Origin of the sequence: Bacterioplanoides sp., from assembly GCF_965219715.1 — a bacterium.
Classification (GTDB): domain Bacteria; phylum Pseudomonadota; class Gammaproteobacteria; order Pseudomonadales; family Oceanobacteraceae; genus Bacterioplanoides.
Genome location: NZ_OZ244785.1, coordinates 3,590,022 through 3,608,502, shown reverse-complemented (window position 1 = coordinate 3,608,502; position 18,481 = coordinate 3,590,022). Strand labels below are relative to the sequence as shown.

The 18,481-nt window shown below is 46.3% G+C and carries 22 protein-coding genes; 5 read left to right on the top strand and 17 right to left on the bottom strand.

The window, feature by feature from the left end; translation table 11 throughout:
• Window positions 1–254: 254 nt before the first annotated feature.
• A complete protein-coding gene (locus tag ACOQOZ_RS16825) occupies window positions 255–1,403 on the top strand; it encodes an AraC family transcriptional regulator ligand-binding domain-containing protein (RefSeq protein WP_420589311.1) in 1,149 nt (382 codons plus the stop codon).
• Here ACOQOZ_RS16825 and ACOQOZ_RS16820 read toward each other — a convergent pair.
• The 4 genes from ACOQOZ_RS16820 to ACOQOZ_RS16805 are packed head-to-tail and all read right to left on the bottom strand — an operon-like array spanning window position 1,351 to window position 4,060.
• Window positions 1,351–1,599, bottom strand: coding sequence for a hypothetical protein (locus ACOQOZ_RS16820; protein WP_420589310.1), 249 nt, complete (start codon window positions 1,597–1,599; stop codon window positions 1,351–1,353). The two genes, ACOQOZ_RS16825 and ACOQOZ_RS16820, sit on opposite strands and share 53 nt — an antisense overlap.
• The gene (locus ACOQOZ_RS16815; RefSeq protein WP_420589309.1) at window positions 1,574–2,251 is read right to left on the bottom strand and encodes a DUF6160 family protein; all 678 of its coding nucleotides are present in this window, start codon (window positions 2,249–2,251) and stop codon (window positions 1,574–1,576) included. Before ACOQOZ_RS16815 ends, ACOQOZ_RS16820 begins: the two co-directional genes overlap by 26 nt.
• A complete protein-coding gene (locus ACOQOZ_RS16810) occupies window positions 2,238–3,140 on the bottom strand; it encodes a hypothetical protein (RefSeq protein ID WP_420589308.1) in 903 nt (300 codons plus the stop codon). Before ACOQOZ_RS16810 ends, ACOQOZ_RS16815 begins: the two co-directional genes overlap by 14 nt.
• A complete protein-coding gene (locus tag ACOQOZ_RS16805) occupies window positions 3,140–4,060 on the bottom strand; it encodes a hypothetical protein (protein WP_420589307.1) in 921 nt (306 codons plus the stop codon). The genes ACOQOZ_RS16810 and ACOQOZ_RS16805 overlap by 1 nt, the downstream gene beginning before the upstream one ends.
• A 316-nt stretch (window positions 4,061–4,376) precedes the next feature.
• On the opposite strand from ACOQOZ_RS16805, the gene ACOQOZ_RS16800 reads away from it, so the two are divergent.
• Entirely contained in the window at window positions 4,377–5,690 is a 1,314-nt protein-coding gene (locus ACOQOZ_RS16800) for an acetyl-CoA hydrolase/transferase family protein (protein WP_420589306.1), read from the top strand.
• Between the two features lie 40 nt (window positions 5,691–5,730).
• On the opposite strand, the gene ACOQOZ_RS16795 is transcribed toward ACOQOZ_RS16800, so the two are convergent.
• Window positions 5,731–7,008 (bottom strand): ATP-binding protein, encoded by a 1,278-nt coding sequence (locus ACOQOZ_RS16795; protein WP_420589305.1) that lies wholly within the window; start codon window positions 7,006–7,008, stop codon window positions 5,731–5,733.
• A 98-nt stretch (window positions 7,009–7,106) separates the two neighbouring features.
• The gene (locus ACOQOZ_RS16790) at window positions 7,107–7,826 is read right to left on the bottom strand and encodes a winged helix-turn-helix domain-containing protein (RefSeq protein ID WP_420589304.1); all 720 of its coding nucleotides are present in this window, start codon (window positions 7,824–7,826) and stop codon (window positions 7,107–7,109) included.
• A 121-nt stretch (window positions 7,827–7,947) separates the two neighbouring features.
• Between ACOQOZ_RS16790 and ACOQOZ_RS16785 the strand changes: the two genes are divergently transcribed.
• The 3 genes from ACOQOZ_RS16785 (at window position 7,948) to ACOQOZ_RS16775 (ending at window position 11,174) form a co-directional block, all read left to right on the top strand.
• Window positions 7,948–9,405 carry a S41 family peptidase gene (locus ACOQOZ_RS16785; protein ID WP_420589303.1) on the top strand — a complete coding sequence of 486 codons (1,458 nt, stop codon included), beginning with the start codon at window positions 7,948–7,950 and terminating at the stop codon, window positions 9,403–9,405.
• 78 nt (window positions 9,406–9,483) lie between these two features.
• A complete protein-coding gene (locus ACOQOZ_RS16780; protein ID WP_420589302.1) occupies window positions 9,484–10,368 on the top strand; it encodes a hypothetical protein in 885 nt (294 codons plus the stop codon).
• A 140-nt stretch (window positions 10,369–10,508) separates the two neighbouring features.
• Window positions 10,509–11,174 (top strand): hypothetical protein, encoded by a 666-nt coding sequence (locus tag ACOQOZ_RS16775; protein WP_420589301.1) that lies wholly within the window; start codon window positions 10,509–10,511, stop codon window positions 11,172–11,174.
• A 2-nt stretch (window positions 11,175–11,176) separates the two neighbouring features.
• Here the strand turns inward: ACOQOZ_RS16775 and ACOQOZ_RS16770 are convergent, their stop codons facing one another.
• The 11 genes from ACOQOZ_RS16770 to ACOQOZ_RS16720 form a co-directional block, all read right to left on the bottom strand.
• On the bottom strand, window positions 11,177–12,217 hold the full coding sequence (locus ACOQOZ_RS16770; RefSeq protein WP_420589300.1) for a hypothetical protein: 1,041 nt from the start codon (window positions 12,215–12,217) through the stop codon (window positions 11,177–11,179).
• 106 nt (window positions 12,218–12,323) lie between these two features.
• Entirely contained in the window at window positions 12,324–12,950 is a 627-nt protein-coding gene (locus ACOQOZ_RS16765; protein ID WP_420589299.1) for a class I SAM-dependent methyltransferase, read from the bottom strand.
• Between the two features lie 16 nt (window positions 12,951–12,966).
• Window positions 12,967–13,410 carry a hypothetical protein gene (locus ACOQOZ_RS16760; protein WP_420589298.1) on the bottom strand — a complete coding sequence of 148 codons (444 nt, stop codon included), beginning with the start codon at window positions 13,408–13,410 and terminating at the stop codon, window positions 12,967–12,969.
• Window positions 13,411–13,520: 110 nt separating this feature from the next.
• A complete protein-coding gene (locus tag ACOQOZ_RS16755) occupies window positions 13,521–13,922 on the bottom strand; it encodes a GFA family protein (RefSeq protein WP_420589297.1) in 402 nt (133 codons plus the stop codon).
• The gene (locus tag ACOQOZ_RS16750) at window positions 13,919–14,497 is read right to left on the bottom strand and encodes a transglutaminase-like domain-containing protein (RefSeq protein WP_420589296.1); all 579 of its coding nucleotides are present in this window, start codon (window positions 14,495–14,497) and stop codon (window positions 13,919–13,921) included. Before ACOQOZ_RS16750 ends, ACOQOZ_RS16755 begins: the two co-directional genes overlap by 4 nt.
• Before the next feature lie 2 nt (window positions 14,498–14,499).
• Complete coding sequence (locus ACOQOZ_RS16745; protein ID WP_420589295.1) at window positions 14,500–14,904, bottom strand: hypothetical protein; 405 nt, start codon at window positions 14,902–14,904, stop codon at window positions 14,500–14,502.
• A gap of 162 nt (window positions 14,905–15,066) precedes the next feature.
• The gene (locus tag ACOQOZ_RS16740; protein ID WP_420589294.1) at window positions 15,067–15,414 is read right to left on the bottom strand and encodes a hypothetical protein; all 348 of its coding nucleotides are present in this window, start codon (window positions 15,412–15,414) and stop codon (window positions 15,067–15,069) included.
• Between the two features lie 57 nt (window positions 15,415–15,471).
• Entirely contained in the window at window positions 15,472–16,140 is a 669-nt protein-coding gene (locus ACOQOZ_RS16735; protein WP_420589293.1) for a hypothetical protein, read from the bottom strand.
• Window positions 16,141–16,255: 115 nt separating this feature from the next.
• Entirely contained in the window at window positions 16,256–17,068 is an 813-nt protein-coding gene (locus ACOQOZ_RS16730) for a hypothetical protein (RefSeq protein WP_420589292.1), read from the bottom strand.
• On the bottom strand, window positions 17,061–17,546 hold the full coding sequence (locus ACOQOZ_RS16725) for a hypothetical protein (protein ID WP_420589291.1): 486 nt from the start codon (window positions 17,544–17,546) through the stop codon (window positions 17,061–17,063). The genes ACOQOZ_RS16730 and ACOQOZ_RS16725 overlap by 8 nt, the downstream gene beginning before the upstream one ends.
• Before the next feature lie 489 nt (window positions 17,547–18,035).
• Entirely contained in the window at window positions 18,036–18,404 is a 369-nt protein-coding gene (locus ACOQOZ_RS16720; RefSeq protein ID WP_420589290.1) for a hypothetical protein, read from the bottom strand.
• Between the last annotated feature and the right edge of the window lie 77 nt (window positions 18,405–18,481).

Genomic DNA, 18,481 nt, shown 5'->3' with positions numbered 1-18,481 from the left:
AAAATAACCCGATTGTTTTATTCGTGAGTGTCCGATATTACCGCTTTCAGTCTTCAACGCCATACTAATACTCCAGCCAAAACCCTCAACGTATCAATTCAGCTCAATGAATTGCGAATAAATCCAGCACAACAGATCCAGGTCGCTATTGGTCTTTAATCTCTGTTTTCAGCGCTTACAATTCGAGTCGTTTTTGCAAGGATTTGTTGTGGAAAAGTTGTTGTTATTTACGGCCATGACACTGGTATTAAACCGTGGCTGTTTTAACATCCGAATATGAATTTGATCTTCTTTTGGTGCTGATTATTATGGTAACGCCAACATCAACCAACCAGGTATATCAGGTTAAAACCCTGATAAACGTTATCGAACAAATTGATAGTTTTGGTCTGACCTCACAACAGATATATGAAGGTACCGAACTGAGTTTCGCTAAACTCAGAAATAGCCAGGCCGATATCTCCAAGGCCGATCAGTATCAGATTTTCCGCAATATTCAGAAGTACACCCGCGACCCATTGATTGGTTTAAAGATCGGCAGCTTGGTACGTATCGAACATTTAGGTGTTTTAGGTTTTGCCACACTCAGCGCCAATACCCGTGAAGAAGCACTGGCGGTATTCAGCGAATATTATGAACTGGCCGGTTCAGATTTTCGTTTCGAACAACAAACCGTCAGTAATCGTTTATACATCAGCTTTTCGCCATGTGTGGATATTCCCGATGACCTGAAAAGCGCCTATTTCGATTTACAGGCAGCGGGCTTAGCATTCAGCGAAGGTTCACGGGAAGAGACGGAAAAATACCTGAAAGAGGTGCGTCTGATGCACCAGCAATACCATTTAAAAGCGGCTTATGAAGCATTTTTTGGTTGCCCGGTGAGCTTTAATCAGCCCACCAATACGCTGGTGTTTGATCCGGCGTTTGCTGAGTTGCCGATGCCACGCTCAGATAGCGAAACATCGCGCCTGTGCCAGGAAGAATGTCGCCGTGCGATTGCGGAATTACATAACCGTCGCCCGATTCACCACAAAGTCCGTGAAGTGATTCTGCAGAAAACCGGTTATTTCCCAAACATCACTGAAGTATCAAAACAGCTGGTAATTCCGGAACGCACCTTACGGCGTAAGCTGGATAACGAAGGCACCAGTTACAAAAAATTATTAGCGGAAATACGCTTTGGTCTGGCGAAAGAATATCTGAGCACTAACCTGGCCATTGAAAAGATTGCAGAGTTAACCGGCTACAGTGAAGCCGCTAATTTCTCCCATGCGTTTAAACGCTGGGCTGGCGTATCGCCGCGACAATATCGCCAGCTGTTCAGACAAGGGATGAATAACGACGAAGGCACTAATAACGACGCTCAACCTCAGTTCCTGAAAATACCTGAAGCGAGCCAGTGAAATCGAACGACCCGGTCAGCTCAGCAGAAATATAAAAATTGCTGCCGGGCTGATCAACTACCCGCCTTGGTGCGACCGCCAGGTTATTCAGTTGAGTATTGGCTTGATCCGGGCTGCCGGCGCGTCCCACCAGATCGCCCTGCTCATCAACAATAATAATCTCGCCGCGGTCACAGCCCCCCCTGAAAGAATCCACAACGGCCATCATCCGATACCAGAGACAATGACACCTCTCGCGGATTGGTGACGGTGAAACTGATCGCAGCACCATCAATATTGCTGTTACTCTGATTTTCAATATAACGCGCACGATATTGCTGCGAATTATTGCTGAACTGAGCACCTGAGATCGATAACGTAAAATCGTCAAATTCAGGATCAGAACTGATGGTATTAACGTAAGCCGTGTAGGTTTGTGCCTGGTTACGATATTGGGTTTCACGAATCTCCGTTGTTTTTGACGCGTATAATTCCAGATAGATTCCCTGCTCCAGTAATCCTGTCTGGCTATCGCGCAGGCCAATGGTCAGTTGCTGTGGTAAAGAGATGGATAATTTTCCGGATTCAAGCACATCCAGATGTAAACCGCTGAATGATGTATTCCACAACAGAGCATCATTGGTATGATCGGCATCACGGCGATTACCACTGATAATCGCCAGCGCATCACTGCCGTTCAGATCCATCTGAATATCTTTGGCCGATAACAACATACTCTGGTCAAAACCAATACCATTCTGACCATCAACCTGCTGCAATTGCTCGTCCGCTAATTGGGTTAATTCTGCAATAGATGTGGATGATATAACCAGGCTGCTGATCGCTATTAAAAACTTAAAATAAATCATGAGTTTCTACCCTCAGATATTGCAGCTTTAATCCCTCAATTTCGACGCCACCTAAGTCATAACCGTTCAGGGAAATATTGTCGGCCCGAATGTGCGAGCTGGAGGAATGATTATCAAACTCCTGCGCCGAAGCGAGATTAATGGCCTTAAGTTCCAGTACCACATTAGTATCTTCTTTTATTTTCAGCGTCAGTGGCTGATATAACGTATTACCTAACGCCAGAGAAATATCAGGGTTTTCCACAATCCACTGATCATCCGGATTATCACCGGGGGCAGCAGTAATCTGATTATCAGCGTCCAGAATAAAACGCTCTGCTGTCAGGTTAACCTGTCCAGACAGATTTAATCCGGTATCCGCATCCACCCAGAACTTCACATAAGTGTCATCCAGGCTGGCGCCCTGCAGCGATAACCAGGTGTGTAGCTCGTTACCTGAAGAATGCTCCAGCGACATCAGCGTTGTCAAATTAAAGCGGCCGCTGGCGCCGTCGGGTAAATCATCTAGATAACGGCCACGCGGAAAAGCAATCACCAGGCTTCTGGTTTCCTGCGTCTGATTAAAATAGTCGGTAAATTGCTCATCCTGACTGGCGATGGTAAACGGGTCCTGATCCGAGCCGAGATAAAAACCTTCGGTATTATCAAATGGACTATCAGAGCCACTGCCGACCAAAGATAACTTTCGAAACTGAGTTGGCACTCCGGAATCAAACCCCAGCTCCAGATAAAAATCATCACTCACCGCCGACACATCGGTGGCGGTAAAACTGATCAGACTTTTACCCTGGGCGTGAACCTCTACCAGATCCTGATCGGATAATGCCTGCATATCGGCCACCGCTGGAGCAATCAATAAAATTGCGGTAATTAAAATCACAGCTTTCATTATGGCCGCCCCCACTGGGTATACGGACTAAAGACATTATTCGCTCTGTCGTTTTCCGATATCAGCCCCTGACTGAGGTTGCCGGTAATGCTGAGTTCTGGCGCCGATAAACCATCCTGCAGATTTAACCAGAAACCGGGTTTTGCTGTTCCCTGTGGTCCGGGTCCGACTTTGGGATAATTAATGGCCTGTGATTGAAAGCCAAGGTACAGGTTGCGCGAGTCCTGTAATTCGGTGCGCCCAAGCCGACCAAGAAATAGCGTCAGCGTCGGCGACAAACCACCCAGCAACTGCAACTCAGTACTGATGCGGTTGGTACGGCTGGCATTGTTATAAGGAAACTCAGTGAGATTTAACCCACCAATGGGCAGCCCGATAATTTCGTCAACAAACGCCTTGGCTGTGATGTCACCGGACAGTGCGACAATATCGTGACTGACAACACCATTGGCCTCTTTAAATCCGAGACGTAAACCAATCAGTTCGTTATCAGCGTTGCGGGCAATTTCGATATAAGGATCACGTACAGAAAAGTTTTCCATAATTGGATTGCCCTGATCATCGGCCATAATCCGGCCAAGCGATAAGTTATTCAGAATAACGTCGGCTTCCAGTTCGGGCATTTCCACTTCAGAGGCTGGCCGTGGTCGGCGACCAATAACGGTGCGATCGATATTGGCATTTAAATCGACATCCGCTCCCAGAGTAATGCGGGTAAAGGATAAATCTTTATCCGAGCCGTCGAGGCGCACGCCCGACATATCATTAAAATCGATTGGTATCTCATCGATTTTAATCGCCGATTGCCCGGTCATTTCAGCCAGAAACGCATCGTTTAATGGTTTCAGTTCAGCCACACTGTGGCTGCTTATTCCCAAGCCAACCAGCAACATCAGACAAACAATAAAGGTGGTATTCACACACTCTCCACGCCTTCACGGCATTCAGATTACGCTGAATAGTTTGCGTAAATACGTACCTGGCTGAATGTTGCTGCGGGTCAGAAATTGGGGGAAAAGGCCAACGGCCAGAGTTTTTCTGGTACGTTAATTCAGCTTTGAAAAGAAGCTTGTTTGATCATGCCAGCAGCTTGCCAAACTGCACAAATCGGGCGCAGTCAGTGACAACTGAGATTCACTTGATGCAGCTCACGAAACTGTCATGCGCTGGTAATAGACAAGCAACGACTTCCTGCTAAAGTTCTCAACAAACTTATTCTTCAGTTGGGAGACGCAGATGGATATTGCCAGCCTTTACGACCAGAAACGGATTGAACCGGGTGCCGCCGCAGACTACCTCAGTGATGACCAGAATCTGATTCTGGGTATGAGTGTCGCCATGCCACCGGCACTGATTAAAGGCGTTGCCAGCGCATTGCAGCAAGGCCAGCTGAATAAACTCAACCTCTACTACATGCACGGCAGCCAGGTGTTGTGCGACAACCTGTTAACGCCAGAGCTGGCCGATAAGGTATGTCCGCGTCCATTGTTTATGAGTGGCCACGACCGCGAAGCGTTAAAACGCCTGAAGCAACATTCGTTACTGGAATTTGTGCCCTCAACGTTCCACCAGGTGGGCCGACTGCTGACCGAAACCATTGAACCACATTGTTTTATGGTGACGGTTTCACCAATGGATAAACACGGTTATTTCAGTCTCGGAACCAACGCCGATTATGGCGCCAGCGTAATCCGCAAGGCCAAACGTGTAATTGTCGAAGTTAATGAAAATATGCCGCGTACGTTTGGTGAGTGCTCGGTGCATATTTCTGAAGTTGACGCGATTGTTGAAAATACCACGCCATTAATTGAAATTCCGGCCGGTGCCAGCAGCCGCACCGATGGTTTAATTGCCGAGCAAATTGTATCGCGCATTCAGGATGGCGATACCCTGCAAATGGGTGTGGGTGGTGTACCAAATTCGGTGTTGAGTTATTTAACACATCACAAAAATCTCGGCCTGCATTCCGAACTGTTCAGCCCGGCCATGGTGGAGCTGATTAAAGCCGGTGTGATTAACGGTAAATTAAAAAACTGGATGCAACACAAACATGTGTTCACCCTGGCACTGGGTGATAAAGCCATGTACGACTTTATGGACGACAACCCATCCATTGTTGGCTATCCGGCATCCTGGGTTAACAATCCCAATATTATTCTGAAGAACCGTAATATGGTGTCGGTGAACGCTGCGATTGAAGTGGATTTAACCGGCCAGATTAACGCTGAGCAGCTGGCGGGCCATCCATTTTCCGGCACTGGTGGCCAGCTCGACTTTGTTCGTGGCGCCTACGCATCCAACGGCGGCCGCTCATTTATCGCACTGCACTCAACGGCTAAAAAAGGGTCGCTCAGCCGTATTGTGCCGCAGCTGCAAGGTGGGGCTGTGACTGACACCCGTATGGATACCCAATTTGTTGTTACCGAATACGGTTGTGTCGATTTAAAAGGTTTATCGCTGCCGCAGCGGGCAAAAGCCTTAATTGGTATTGCTCACCCGGACTTCCGTGATGACCTGACCATGAAAGCCCGGGCGCTGGGGTTGCTGTAGTCTGTAGCTCCAACCAGTCATTATGTTCTGAACCAGACCATTAACGCTGCCAGTGTAATTCAATGCTGGCACCACCCAGATCACTATCGGTAATTACCACCGAACCCTGGTGACGCTGCATAATCTGATGAACAATGGCCAGCCCTAAACCAAAACCACCTTGTTGTTTATTACGGTGCTGATCAGTGCGGGTAAATGGCATCAGCAGGTTTTGTCGTTGCGCCTCCGGAATTCCAGTACCATCGTCTTCCACCGCAATTATCAGCTGCCCGCCTGCGGTGTCCAGACGCAGCCGAATCGTCTGATGGGCATAACGCAGCGCATTCGCCACCAGATTACTCAAAGCGCGGGATAACGCCTGTGCATCAAATGCCAGCATTTCCGGCCCTGGAGTAACGATACGCAAGTCAACATTACTGTTGGCCGGTAAACGATACGCCGCTAACCAGTCAGCCAGCCAGGCACTGATGTTCTGCTGCTGCAGTTGTAACTCGATATTATTGCGTTCATAACGGGCATAAGTGAGCAATTCTGAGATTAACGCATCCAATTCCCGACTGTCTTCGGCAATGCTGTCGAGAGATTGGTGTAAGCCATCAACCGAATTAAGTTCTGCCGCGAATTCCAGCTCAAACTGAATACGGCTCAGCGGTGTTCGTAATTCATGGGAAACCGAATTGGTCAGTTCCTTATGGCTGCTGATCAGCTGCTCGATGCGGTCTGCCATGTGATTAAAACTGCGATTCAGGCCACCCACCTGGGCCTTACTGTCGGTAGACGCCCGGACACTGAAGTCGTCTTCTCCAAACGCTTCGGCAACATCCGACAGCCGTCTGATACGTCGTTGCAGGGCAAACGCCCAAAGCAATGTCAGCACTACCAGAATCATCGCACTGCCCAGGGTAATCATCAGTTCTGTATCCTGGTATTCATCCACGGTATAAATCGGACCAATGACCATGACATCTTCACTGTGAAGAAACTTTTTATAAATTAAATCTTCACCAATCTGGGCAACCCAGATATCACCGGCCAGTAACAGTTGTTTTGCTGCCGGGATAATCGCGGGATTATTCAGATCAGTTGCACGTATCTGAATATTTTCTGACGACATTTGGCGAAGCAGATCCGGCCAGTCAGAACGAGGATTGTCACTGAGAATTTTCTCCACCATAAACGTGGCGCCACTTAAATCTCCCAGAACATCCGCCTCTTCACTTTCCGGTGCCAGCGAGCGCAACGTAAAATCGACAATTTCACTCTGAAACAGAATAAAAACAAACAATAATAAATACAGGGGAAAAAACAGTCGTAGCATGGTTCAGTCCTGAGCCGCCCTTGTTTTTAACAATGAGCCGGTATTTTTCCATAAACCGTGAAAATACAAATCAACCCGTCTGTTATGGATTGTTATGATCACTGCCAGGCATCTTCAGCAAACAGATACCCTTTGCCACGTACAGTAATAATTCGCCGGGGACGTGCGGTGTTGTCTCCAAGCTTTTTCCTCAAGGCAACAATTTTCACGTCCACCGAACGGTCGAGGCCATCGTATTCAATGCCACGCAATGCCTGAAAAATAGTTTCACGGCTAACCACCTGCTCGGATCGCTGTATTAACAGCTGCAGAATATCGAACTCAGATGGGGTTAAATCCACTTCCTTTCCAGCCAGTTCCACCCGACGCTGCAACGGGTGCACACGCAGTTGAGCAAAACTTTGCCACTTATCCTGAGCGGGTTGTGGTTCAGTCTCCACCGGGGCTGTTAATGTATTTTTTTTGCGCAGCAATAAACGAATATGTGCCAGCAACACCCGGGGGTGAATAGGTTTTATTAAATAGTCATCAGCACCCGACTCAATACCGGCAACGTGGTCCATATCATCTTCGCTGGCGGTGAGCATCAGAATACTGCCGTAAAAATCCTGACGCAGCTGACGGCACGCTTCAAAACCATCAGCACCCGGTAACATCAGATCCAGGATCAACACACTGGGCTGTTGCAAACGGCATTCGCGAATCGCGGACAGGCCATCGGCTACACGACTGACATCAAACTGGTACTGCGTTAAAAACCGCTCAATCTGCATTGCCAGCTTGTCGTCATCCTCGGCAATCAGAATTCTGTCACTCATGCGCCCCTCTCATAACATTCCATAACATTTGCAGCAGCGGCCATAACACAGCCACCAAAGAGTTTTCAGCCATTCGACGCCACACTGCAGCCATTGGTTAATCGACTCCACAGGAGACTTTATGAAAACTCTGGCTTCTTCCTTTTTTACGTTGGTGGTTTCCAGCGTACTAACCGCCTGTGGTTCAGGCGATAGTGATAATAACAATAATTCTGACCCGGGTCAGAACAGTGCCGATCAAGGTCCTTATCAGGGAATCTGGCTGGCTCCGGCTTATGGTGAAGCGAAAAAAATCGACGGCAAAAAGCTGACGGAATACCAATACACCAGCGATTATTGCCGGGTCAGCCATTCCGATAACGATTTCACCGAGCAAGATGCCCGCGATGCATTTTACAGCCTGAACACTACCAACGAGCCCGCCACTTTACAGGCTCGCCTGACCATTCATGGTGTTGATTTCCGCGACCCTGCGTTCAGCCAGACGACATCATTACCCGCCAGCTGTAACCAACCACTGGATGACAGTAACGCCAGTATTGAGTTTGCCTGGTTCAGCCAGCTGTTCGAGGAATACTACCCGACTTTTAATGAACGTAATGTTAATTGGCAGAGTGTGGTTCAGAGCGCCTCACAAAACCTGACCGACAGCAGTACCGCACTGCAATTAATTCAGGCGATGGCAAAATCCATTCAACCTCTGGCCGACAGCCATGTGTCGTTAGTTATTGAAGACCTTGAAGTTAACTTTGAGCGGCAGGATTCAACTCAGGAACAGCGCCTTGCGAAGGAGTTTATTGCAGCCAATGGTGAGATAGACAGCGAAGCCAAAGCCCAGGCAATGGCCAGTTACATAGAACAGCAGACTGACCTGACCAATAGTATCCGGCTCAGTTACGCCGCTAATGAGGATGAAATCAAACTGGCTGGCAACAATCGGTTTGGCTGGTTTATTACCGACGATAATATCGGCGTATTAATCATCGAAGGCATGGAAGAATTTACCAGCGCTGAAGATAACCCGGTGGCAGATATCAACAAGGTTGCAGAACTGATGCCTCAGATCATTAACGATCTGCAGGATACCCAGGGATTAGTTATCGATATTCGCAATAACGAAGGTGGCTTTGATGGTGTGAGTCAGCTTATTGCTCGCCATTTTCTCGATAGCGAACGTGCTTTATACCGCAAACAGGCCCGGCTTGGTTCAGCCAGAACTCCCGCAGAAACCTATCGTCTGGCGCCTGCCAGCAATACCTACCTGAAGCCGACTGTGGTACTGACCAGCGGCACAACCGTCAGCGCTGCCGAAGTATTCACTTTAATGATGCGTGAGCTGCCGCAGGTCAGTGTTATTGGCGAAGTCACCCAGGGAGCACTATCTGACGTATTGGAAAAAGAGCTGCCAAGTGGCATTAAGGTTAATCTGGTTAACGAGTATTACCTCAGCATGGATGGCGAACTGTTCGAAGTGAGCGGTATTCCGGTGGACAAAAACGTTGCTTATGCCACTCAGGATCAACGTCAGAACCGGCGTGATGATGGTCTGCTGGCGGCATTCAATCAGCTGCGGCCTTAACCTGAAACTTACCCTCACCGGCTTAACTTATCTGCCAACAGCGACTATGCTGATGGCAGATAACCCCGGGAGAACCTGATGAAACTTTTACCACTGGCCAGTGCCATTCTGGCTGTTTCCGCCAACAACGTGATGGCCGAAGAAAACTACGTTCCTAAACCGTCAGCCGGTTCTCTTGCGGTCACCTATTTCGATAAAGCAGCGATCAATAACCTTAATGGCGTCAGTAATGATCCGGAAGCGACTCAGCTGGATACCCATCTGAAATTGCCGTTAGGTGTTAAAGGTAATATCGACGACGGTTTATTTGTCTTTCAGTTTAATTTGCGAGAACGTGAATTCCGTATCGACAATGCCGACAGCAGCAGTAAACAGCGCTTATACGATATTGCTTTTCCGATCAGCTACATCGTTAAAAACGATAATGAATCACGCTGGATCTTTAACCTGACGCCCGGAGTAAAATCGTCGCTGGAATATTTCGGCACCGATGATTTATCGGCTAACGCCGTTGCGCAATACAGTAGCAGTAGCAAAGGTCACGGCTACAATCTGGGGATTGTTTACACCCACCGTTTTGGTGAAGGTCAGTTTGTACCGCTGGCGAATTACCAATACAACAGCGGTAAAACCTTAAAAGTTATTGCTGGTTTTCCTTTTTCCCGTCTGAGCTATGCACCTACCCCGAAACAGCACTACTTTGCCAAACTGACTCCGGAAGGTGGCAGCTGGCATGTGTATAACAACGGCAAAGAAGATCAGACGTTTGATTTCCAACAAAAAGGCATTCGCTTTGGTTTAGGTGCCGAATTCCATGTTGGTGGCCCGGTATGGCTGGGAGGCGAAGCAGGCATTCAGTTTAATCAGGAGCTGGAGCTGGATAACGAACAAGGTGATAAAGGCACCCTCAAACTCGACGACAGCAAATACCTTCAGCTCACCGCTAAGCTGCGCTTCCGTTAAGCAAAAAAGTTCAGCAACTGATAATCGGGCTTATTGAACACAGAAAATCACTCAGGATACGTGTTTCATAGCCCGATTTTTTGCACTTACTTCCGCTTGTTTTACACTGAATTCTACATTCACTATTAAGCGGTAATCGAATGAATCGTACCCTCTTCCAGTTTTCCCTCGTTGCTGTATTGACCAGCCTGTTTCATGTCGCTCAGGCAAAAGATAAAGAAACCATCGAACTGCCGGTAACCGCCGATCTGGGCCTTGGTGTGGGTGAACTACACAGCCATTCTCAGCTGACCGCCTCCGACAAAAAAGTCTGGCTTTTTAAACCGGAGCTATCTGCTTCTGTCAGTGGTGAAACGCTGACTAAATATAAAGATAAATTACCGGACAATGTGCCTGACTGGCTAACTAAGGCTGATATTTCCTACAGTCCGTATGCTTTGCCAACCATTTATTTTACCGAGTCGGATGATAGTGACGAGTCTGTGTATGGATTCAGTATTGGTCCGGGTCTGGATGTCGCAATTGGTGGAGATTATCTGACACTGGGTGGCGGTATTGGTCTTGATCTGACCTACCTGTATATGGAAAGTGACCGATTCGACGACAACCATTATGTAACGCTGGGCGCCAACGCCAGCTGGAAATTAACGCTTAAACCCATCCGCTATTTTCATCTGGAAGTAGGCCAGCGCTTTATGCAACATATCGAGAAAGAGACCTCTAACGGCCAGTACCTTGGACGCTTCCGTGAGGATTACGCAATGCTGCATTTCCGCTTCCCTTTCACAACCCAGGTTAAGCTGTAACTCTATTGCTGTGAGCGCCACTGCTCCAGGTCAAGGCGGATTTCTTTGATCCGCTCCATCGCCTGCTCAGGTAACTTCCAGGGCAGGTCGCTGGTACGACGCGCCAGAATCACTTCAGGTTGCAGTTTATCCGGCAGCACTTTCAGCCCTTCCTTATTTAAAATCTCATGCCCGATGCTGCCGTAATGTTTGGGTAGCTGGTCCACTCGACATACAGGCTGATGCTGAATAACTTTCTGCAATAATTGTTCGGTACGAAACGCTGAACAATTCACCGCTTCGTTCCAGCCATTATCGACATAGCTGTTAAACTCAAATTTGTTGTTCACCACCCAACGCTGGTTATCGCAGCGAATATAAGGAGTTACTGATTGCTGATTCAGAGGGTCAGGTTGAGTGGCTAAAATCCGGTTCCAGAAACGCAAGCCATTAAAGTTGGCGGTTAAATCAGCGTAAGAAAACACACCGGTGGTTTGCGCACCGTAATACAAGGACTCCGACCAATCACCGAACAAAAAGCCCGCCTCCGTACCATCCTGCAAATGATTGGTAACCTCGAAATAGCTGCGACCTTCGGTGAAAAAATGGCCAAGCTTATCGCTACCCACTTCAACGCCGTTAATTTTGATAACGGCAGCGATGCGTTGACTCAAAACCAGCGTGGGTGCTTCTTTTTTATGATAGTCGCGATAAACCGATTGCGGGAAGGATACCCAACGCCGATCGACCTGTGGTGATGCCTCGGCAAAACTTTCCAACTGGCCTATTAATGGCCGCGCCAGTTGAAACTGTAGCTGACCATACAAGCGGTCAACGTCGCACTGTGGTCGCTTTCTGTGATGTACTTTTTTGTGCTGTAGCGGTCTGGGGAAAGGAGAGTTGGCTTTATCGACCGCCAACCGGATGCGGCGGTTTACTTCACTGGCAATAACTTCGGAGCTGTCGTTAAGATCACTCGCTTGAGTAAACTGATCTACTTCTGCCGCTTCAACTGCTGTCAGACCAAACAGCCCTGACAATCCCAAAGATAACCAATACTTCATAACCACCTCTTTAATATGAGGCAGTATACCGTGAGAGCTGACTAAAGAATGTACAAAAAGGTAAAAGCGCCCTGGTTAGAGTTGTTTTCACCGGCTTTGTTTAAGTTCACATCGCTCCGCTTTTCTTAGCCACAATAAACACAGACTCATGACTGGTCTGCCATTCTTTTTCGATACTGAAACCGGATCGTTTCAATTTTTCGATCAACTGCTGTCGGGTAAAACGACTGACATAAGGTGCCAGACCAAGCCATTGCATAGCAGAGATTAACCAACGAAACACGATATTCACTTCACCAATTAACGAAGTGCTGGAAATAAATACGCCATCGGTTTTTAACAGCTGGTGAACCTGGTCGATGGCGTCATCGACGTCTTCCAGTAAATGCAAAACATTTAGCCCCAGCACCATATCAAAACTGCCGTCAGCGTTGTGAAGCTGATCTAACGTACCCTGCTGAAAGCGGATATTTTCTACATTCGCATCTTTAGCCCGCTGTTCAGCAATAGTAATCATATTGTCGGAGATATCGGTCGCGACAATTTGGTTTACATAAGGAGCATGCAGTATTGCCGTGCCACCGCTGCCACAACCAAATTCCAACACCTGGCTTTGTGGTGTTAAATATTCGCGGGTAATGTCTAACTTCTTCTGGTAGGTCACCTGATCTTTGATTGGACTTTTAACGTACTTTTCTGCACTGTCATCCCAGAACTTTTTTGAATCCTTCATATCCCTATCACCCCGGTTAACCTAGCTGCGCCCAGCTATTAATAATGCCCAGCAGATAAAACCCGGCGAAGATACAACAGATGATCGAGCTTACGATCCAGAAGGTGGTTGAGTTATCTTTGACTGCCGGATGGTTTGAAACAAAGGGCAGTACAAAACCGGCCAGGCCTCTTAACAGGTACACCGCGGTAATCAGACATAAGCCAAGCTTTAATAACGGCAATTCCAATATTATTCCGGCACCAGACAGTGCGTACAGACCAAATACGGTTAAAACGCCAGCGATAAACAGGGTGATCACTGCAGGCTGAAGACTTCCTTCCTCGGCCAATACAGCCATCTTTTCCCCGGCACCAAAAAAGCGGTACCAGTTGGCTCCGCCCCAAATAATCAGAAGATGCATAAAAGCGGCAATAAAGCTGAGGGATGCGGCGATGGTCAGTTGGGTCGTTCCAGTCATATTGATCTCTCCTGAATCCAATAATGCTGACATAACCCATTACAAGGTATTGGAGGTTTCACGTCCAGGCTAAAATGCGTCGCCAGGCTGATCGGTACCCTGATGTTGACCTATGGCTCAAACTCATCGTGACCAGGAATATCTGAATTCAGCTGATACCAGCTGGCTTTGTCTGACAACCAGATATGGCAACGCTCTGGGATGGTGAGATTGGTATCAACGGTACCCATTCTGAGCACCAAGTGAGCTGTTCCGGCTTTCTTAGCGTAAATCTGTGAGCCGCAGTTACTGCAGAAGTATCGTTGTTTGCCTGGTGAGGATTCGTAAGACTTCAGCAATTCGATACCGCTGTGAATTTCGAAATCCTTGTCCATGATTTTCGCCACACTGGAGAAGGCTGCCGCATGAGCTTTGCGGCAGGTCTGACAGTGGCAATGCACAACTTCCTCAATGCCGTTTATTAAGGTGTACGTCACCTGGTTACACAGGCAGCTGCCGGTTATCGGGGTCATGATTGAGCCTCATTAATATCCGGTAAATTATCAGCCACCTTTTGGTAGGTTGAATAACTGGTTAGCAGATCGACAATCTCTGGCATCGGTTCTGCCCATAACTCCGGTAAATCAGCCTCTCCTGGCGTAATGATAGGGAAAGCCAGTTTTTCGATTGGTGGGCAGAACTCAGCATTCACACCGTCTTTATTGCCTCTGGCATCGATCCGATACCAACCGTGTTTTTCCAGGTATACGGTGTTTAAGCCGTGAATACAGAAAGGCGGCACATCGGTGATGGTCAGGCGCTGATAACACAGAGCTGTAGGAATATTGTTCGCTCGTAACAGTGCCGCCAATAAATGGCTTTTAGCGTAGCAGTATCCGGTGCCGTGCTTTAAAACATCGGACGCTTTACAAGTAACCGGGTTTTGCTGGTAATCCCAGCTGTGGTTAATTTCGTCGCGTACAAACTCAAAACAACGGCGCGCGATTTCTTCCTGGTCTGAAGCATTTGCTGCCAGCTGTTTGGCTTTGGCAAGCACTTCAGGTGCTTGCCAGTCGATATAGATTGAGGAAGCGAGATATTGGTTCATTGTTATTTATAATCGTCTTTATGCCAGACACTTTGATAACGCAGCTCACCAGTCGCTGATTTAAAAGACTGGGCATAAACCAGGCGAAAGCCCCGATTGTTGTACTCGGCAGACTTTTGAGAGAAGTCACTGTAGTCCTGGTTAATGTGCCAATACCAGGAGTACCTTCTGCTCGGGCCATTACTGTATTTCACCCGATATTCGAAATTGCCTTCGTGCCAGCGCCCTTCTACAGCAGTGATCCAGTAGCCTTTTGCAAAGAAGTCGTTGTCTTCGTCAAAGTTATTGAGAACCTGGAAGTAGCTGTCTAAATCGGACTTTTTCATCCAGGATGTGAATTCTTTTTCATCAGCCTGAACGCTAGTGATGAGAAAGAGTGAAATGATGAGTGTGATGGTTATTTTCATGATGTCCCTTTCTTTAGCTGGCGCCTTCCGGGTTGGTTAAGTTAGCGAAAGGATGCGAGTACCTAGGTAAACTGGAAATTTAACCGCCCCGCACAGGGGCAGATAAATAAGCGTAGCGTTTTGGCTACTCCAGCGAGTAACAGAAGCTATTGATGCGGTTTATTAGGGCTGCTCATACAGAATTTCATAATCACTCGATATAGTAAATTCAACACTGGGGTAATTTTTAGACATAAAATACTGTATTTTCGATTTTGCGGCCTTAAAGTCTCTGACGTCATAGTAATTAAAATCAAATTGATAAGCCCCGCTACTATGGCCATCCAGATAACCTAAATTGGCACCTTCGATCATGTCAGTAACTTGATCCACTACGTTTAGATCATCCAATGTGCGGAAGTAGGTATCCATTTTTATCATAATCCACAGCTGATCATTAGCTGTCGTCTCTTCTCCTGTGGAGTATGAAGTTAATCCCATCAAAGAAAATAGAATTGTGAATATATTCATTACGTCCTTACCGCCCTAGCGCTACCAACAGCCGTCTGGCTGTCGCTCTGGCTAACATTACTGAACAATTAGCTTGTATTGAATATCCTGAGCCATTTTACTATAGGCTCCTTTATCGCGGTTGTACTGTGCGTTGAATTTTAGAATATGCTCACCCTTTGGAAGGGGCTTTAACATTATCCAGAATCCATCGGTAGCCGCAGGATAAACTCTAGGTGCACCATATTCCTCAGGAATCATACCTAACAAGTCAAAACACTCGTTCGATGCAAGTCGAGCATGGGTCGGATTTGAATAAACTAAACCATTCAGTTCAACCTCAATTGTAATGAGTTGATCGTTATTCAGTGCTGCTAAAGATTTTGCCTCTTCACAAGAAAGTCCACCTTTTTCCCGTGGGTAATACACCATGTTTATAATTGGAAAGAAAACATATTTCCCTTCAGGAATCGTACATGTCCTGGATATTTTAGAACTTCCGTAGCCGCCGGCTAAGAACCAAATATCACCTTGTTGACCAATATGGCAGTTTACTCCTGCGTTATCTCTTACAGGACTGACTTCTCGGGGCATAGTATAAGTCCACTGCCACCACATATTAGCGTAAGATTCTAAAGGTAGAGAGTTAACACCGTCGCCTGGAAAAACCATATGGTCTTCAAATGTTTTGGCTGAGAGATTCGATACGACAAGAAGCAGTAATGCTCCAATTTTTTTGTACTTCATTTGATTTCCTTATTTGTCATAACGCCTAAATATGAGGCACATTGTTTTTAGGCTCGAAGAGCCGTTAATGTGTCCTGCGGCGTAGCCGCGAACATGATTTCATTGTTAGCCGCATCTAATAAGGAAACCTTTCAGCTTCAACGTTTTTGTTCAATCCGTTTTTAAGTTCAAAGTCAACATGCGGAATCTCAATTTCGACCTTATCCTTACAGCATTTACCAAAACTATTTCCACTCTGGCAAGGACATTTATGATCTTTAAGAACAGAATTAAAACGATCCCTTGGAAATTTCTTTGTTGTCCAATGGGCTTCCCATTCATCGAATGGACTGCTGATATGCGAGCAAAGATACTCTAAAACAGAAAAATCCAAAGTCTCATCATCGTGGATCACGGAAAATTTTTGTACAGGGTTCGTTACAATTGAAACTTCTTTAAATTCTATATCATGCGCTTGGTGAGTACATAACTCTCCATTATATATACGCCCCTTAATATGCTTGCATCTGGAACGAGGACGTATTTTGTGGTTGCATATGCTGCATGTATAGTAACCGACAACCATGCCTGGACTTATAAACATGCAATATGGATAAAGTGATTGCCACTTCCTGACGTATCTTTCTACAAAATCTGCACCTGATTTCTTATAGAATTCCTCACTAGAATTCTCTCTAAGAAATTTACAAGTAATTTCACACTGCTCAAGCTTGCACCAAGCATCACGGTATTTCTGTTCTTTTATATTATTGATGGTCGTGAAGTATGTTGAAACAACCTTAAGGGCTTGAATATCTCGCCAAATCTGATTGGCGCGACTTTCGTCACCCTTCTCAGCGGCATTTTTTTTTGCATCATTAAGTGCGGTGAGCGTAGATTCGACCTCGGATAGATTGCTTATATTGATCGAAGAGTAACTGTTAGTCATCTGCAAACTTCTTCACTGCATTTAAAGCCTTTTCAACATCCTCAACTTTACCTTCGAAACTCACAGTTGCAGACGATTCATCCTTCTTATCAACTATGAACTTAAGGTATATTTTATCGTCGGGTTTGGCTTTTAATTTATCGTATATATAGGATGAGATTACACCGCAAAATACTGGAATTACTATACTTTGTAGGATAAAAGTTCCAAGCCAGAGGTCAGCACCATGAAGGCTCAGTTCCTTATACTCTTCATCTGTGGAATATAGATCAGCGTCTAACCCGTTCTCATTCAGGTAGTCAAGAGTATCAAGACTTCCAGCATAAAAAGCATCCTCAGAACCATGAGATGGCAACAACAATATATTTTTACCTTGGATTTCGCCTACTAAATCTGGTGATGCTTTTTCTATTAACTTCTTAAATGTAGGTCCTTGTTCTGTAACCTCAAAGTGTTCAATTATTTCTGGAAAAGACATGGTCTATAACTCCTAGTTGATTTGGCGGCTAACGCTTTTGTTGTGGGGCGGTGAAACGTAGCGAGGAACGAGTGAAGTGTAACCGTCCCAGCACCGAAGGTGCGAGCACCAACTCTTTGTTAAGTGTGGGTCTAATAATCATTGTATTACCCAACTCCACTCTTTCAATGAAACCTTCAATGGTTCTATTTCCACTAAATCCCAGCTCCCACTATCACAAAATGGGCAAGTTACTTCTTCAAATAAATTTAAGCTGATAGTTGGATCTCCTGAATCGAAATAGAACTCAGATAACTCCAAATCCTCAATACCAATACGGCTACAGCAAATCGTCTTCATGAATATGTAATGAGAGTTTGAACACCCCTTTCCGCTACAACTTTCGAATTTCAGCTTATTAATAATCATGAAAACACTTAACGCCAAGGTAATGGGCCGACTGGAGCGCAGCGTAAGGAGGTCCAGCCGCAGGCGCCATTGACCGCATTGTTATGTGTTGATTTCAATGTACTCGCTCTCAGTATTGGCATTATATGAAAGTATCAACTTTAAGCCGCTTGAGAATACAACTACTAACTCATTATTCGTTACCAACTGACGCTCACTTAGTGTTCCTGCTGTTTCTAGTTCAGCAGGTAAATACTGTTTATATGGATAACTAAATTCATCATCTCCTAAAGGATGATTTTCATTCGGGATTTCATCCGAACTATTTAGCTCCCAGGTATATGACTCGTCGTTGTATAGTGCCTTTTCCCAACTGCCATCATTAAAGCCGATAAACACACAGCAGCATGGTGTCTGCTTTTCACCTTTGAGCCAAAACTCTCTAGATAGAATTGATACACATTCTTTCAATTTGGCCCTCTCTTAAAACACATAACAGCTTATTCGTGTGCGTGCCTGATATCTTGGCGAGAATCTTTCGAGCTTGT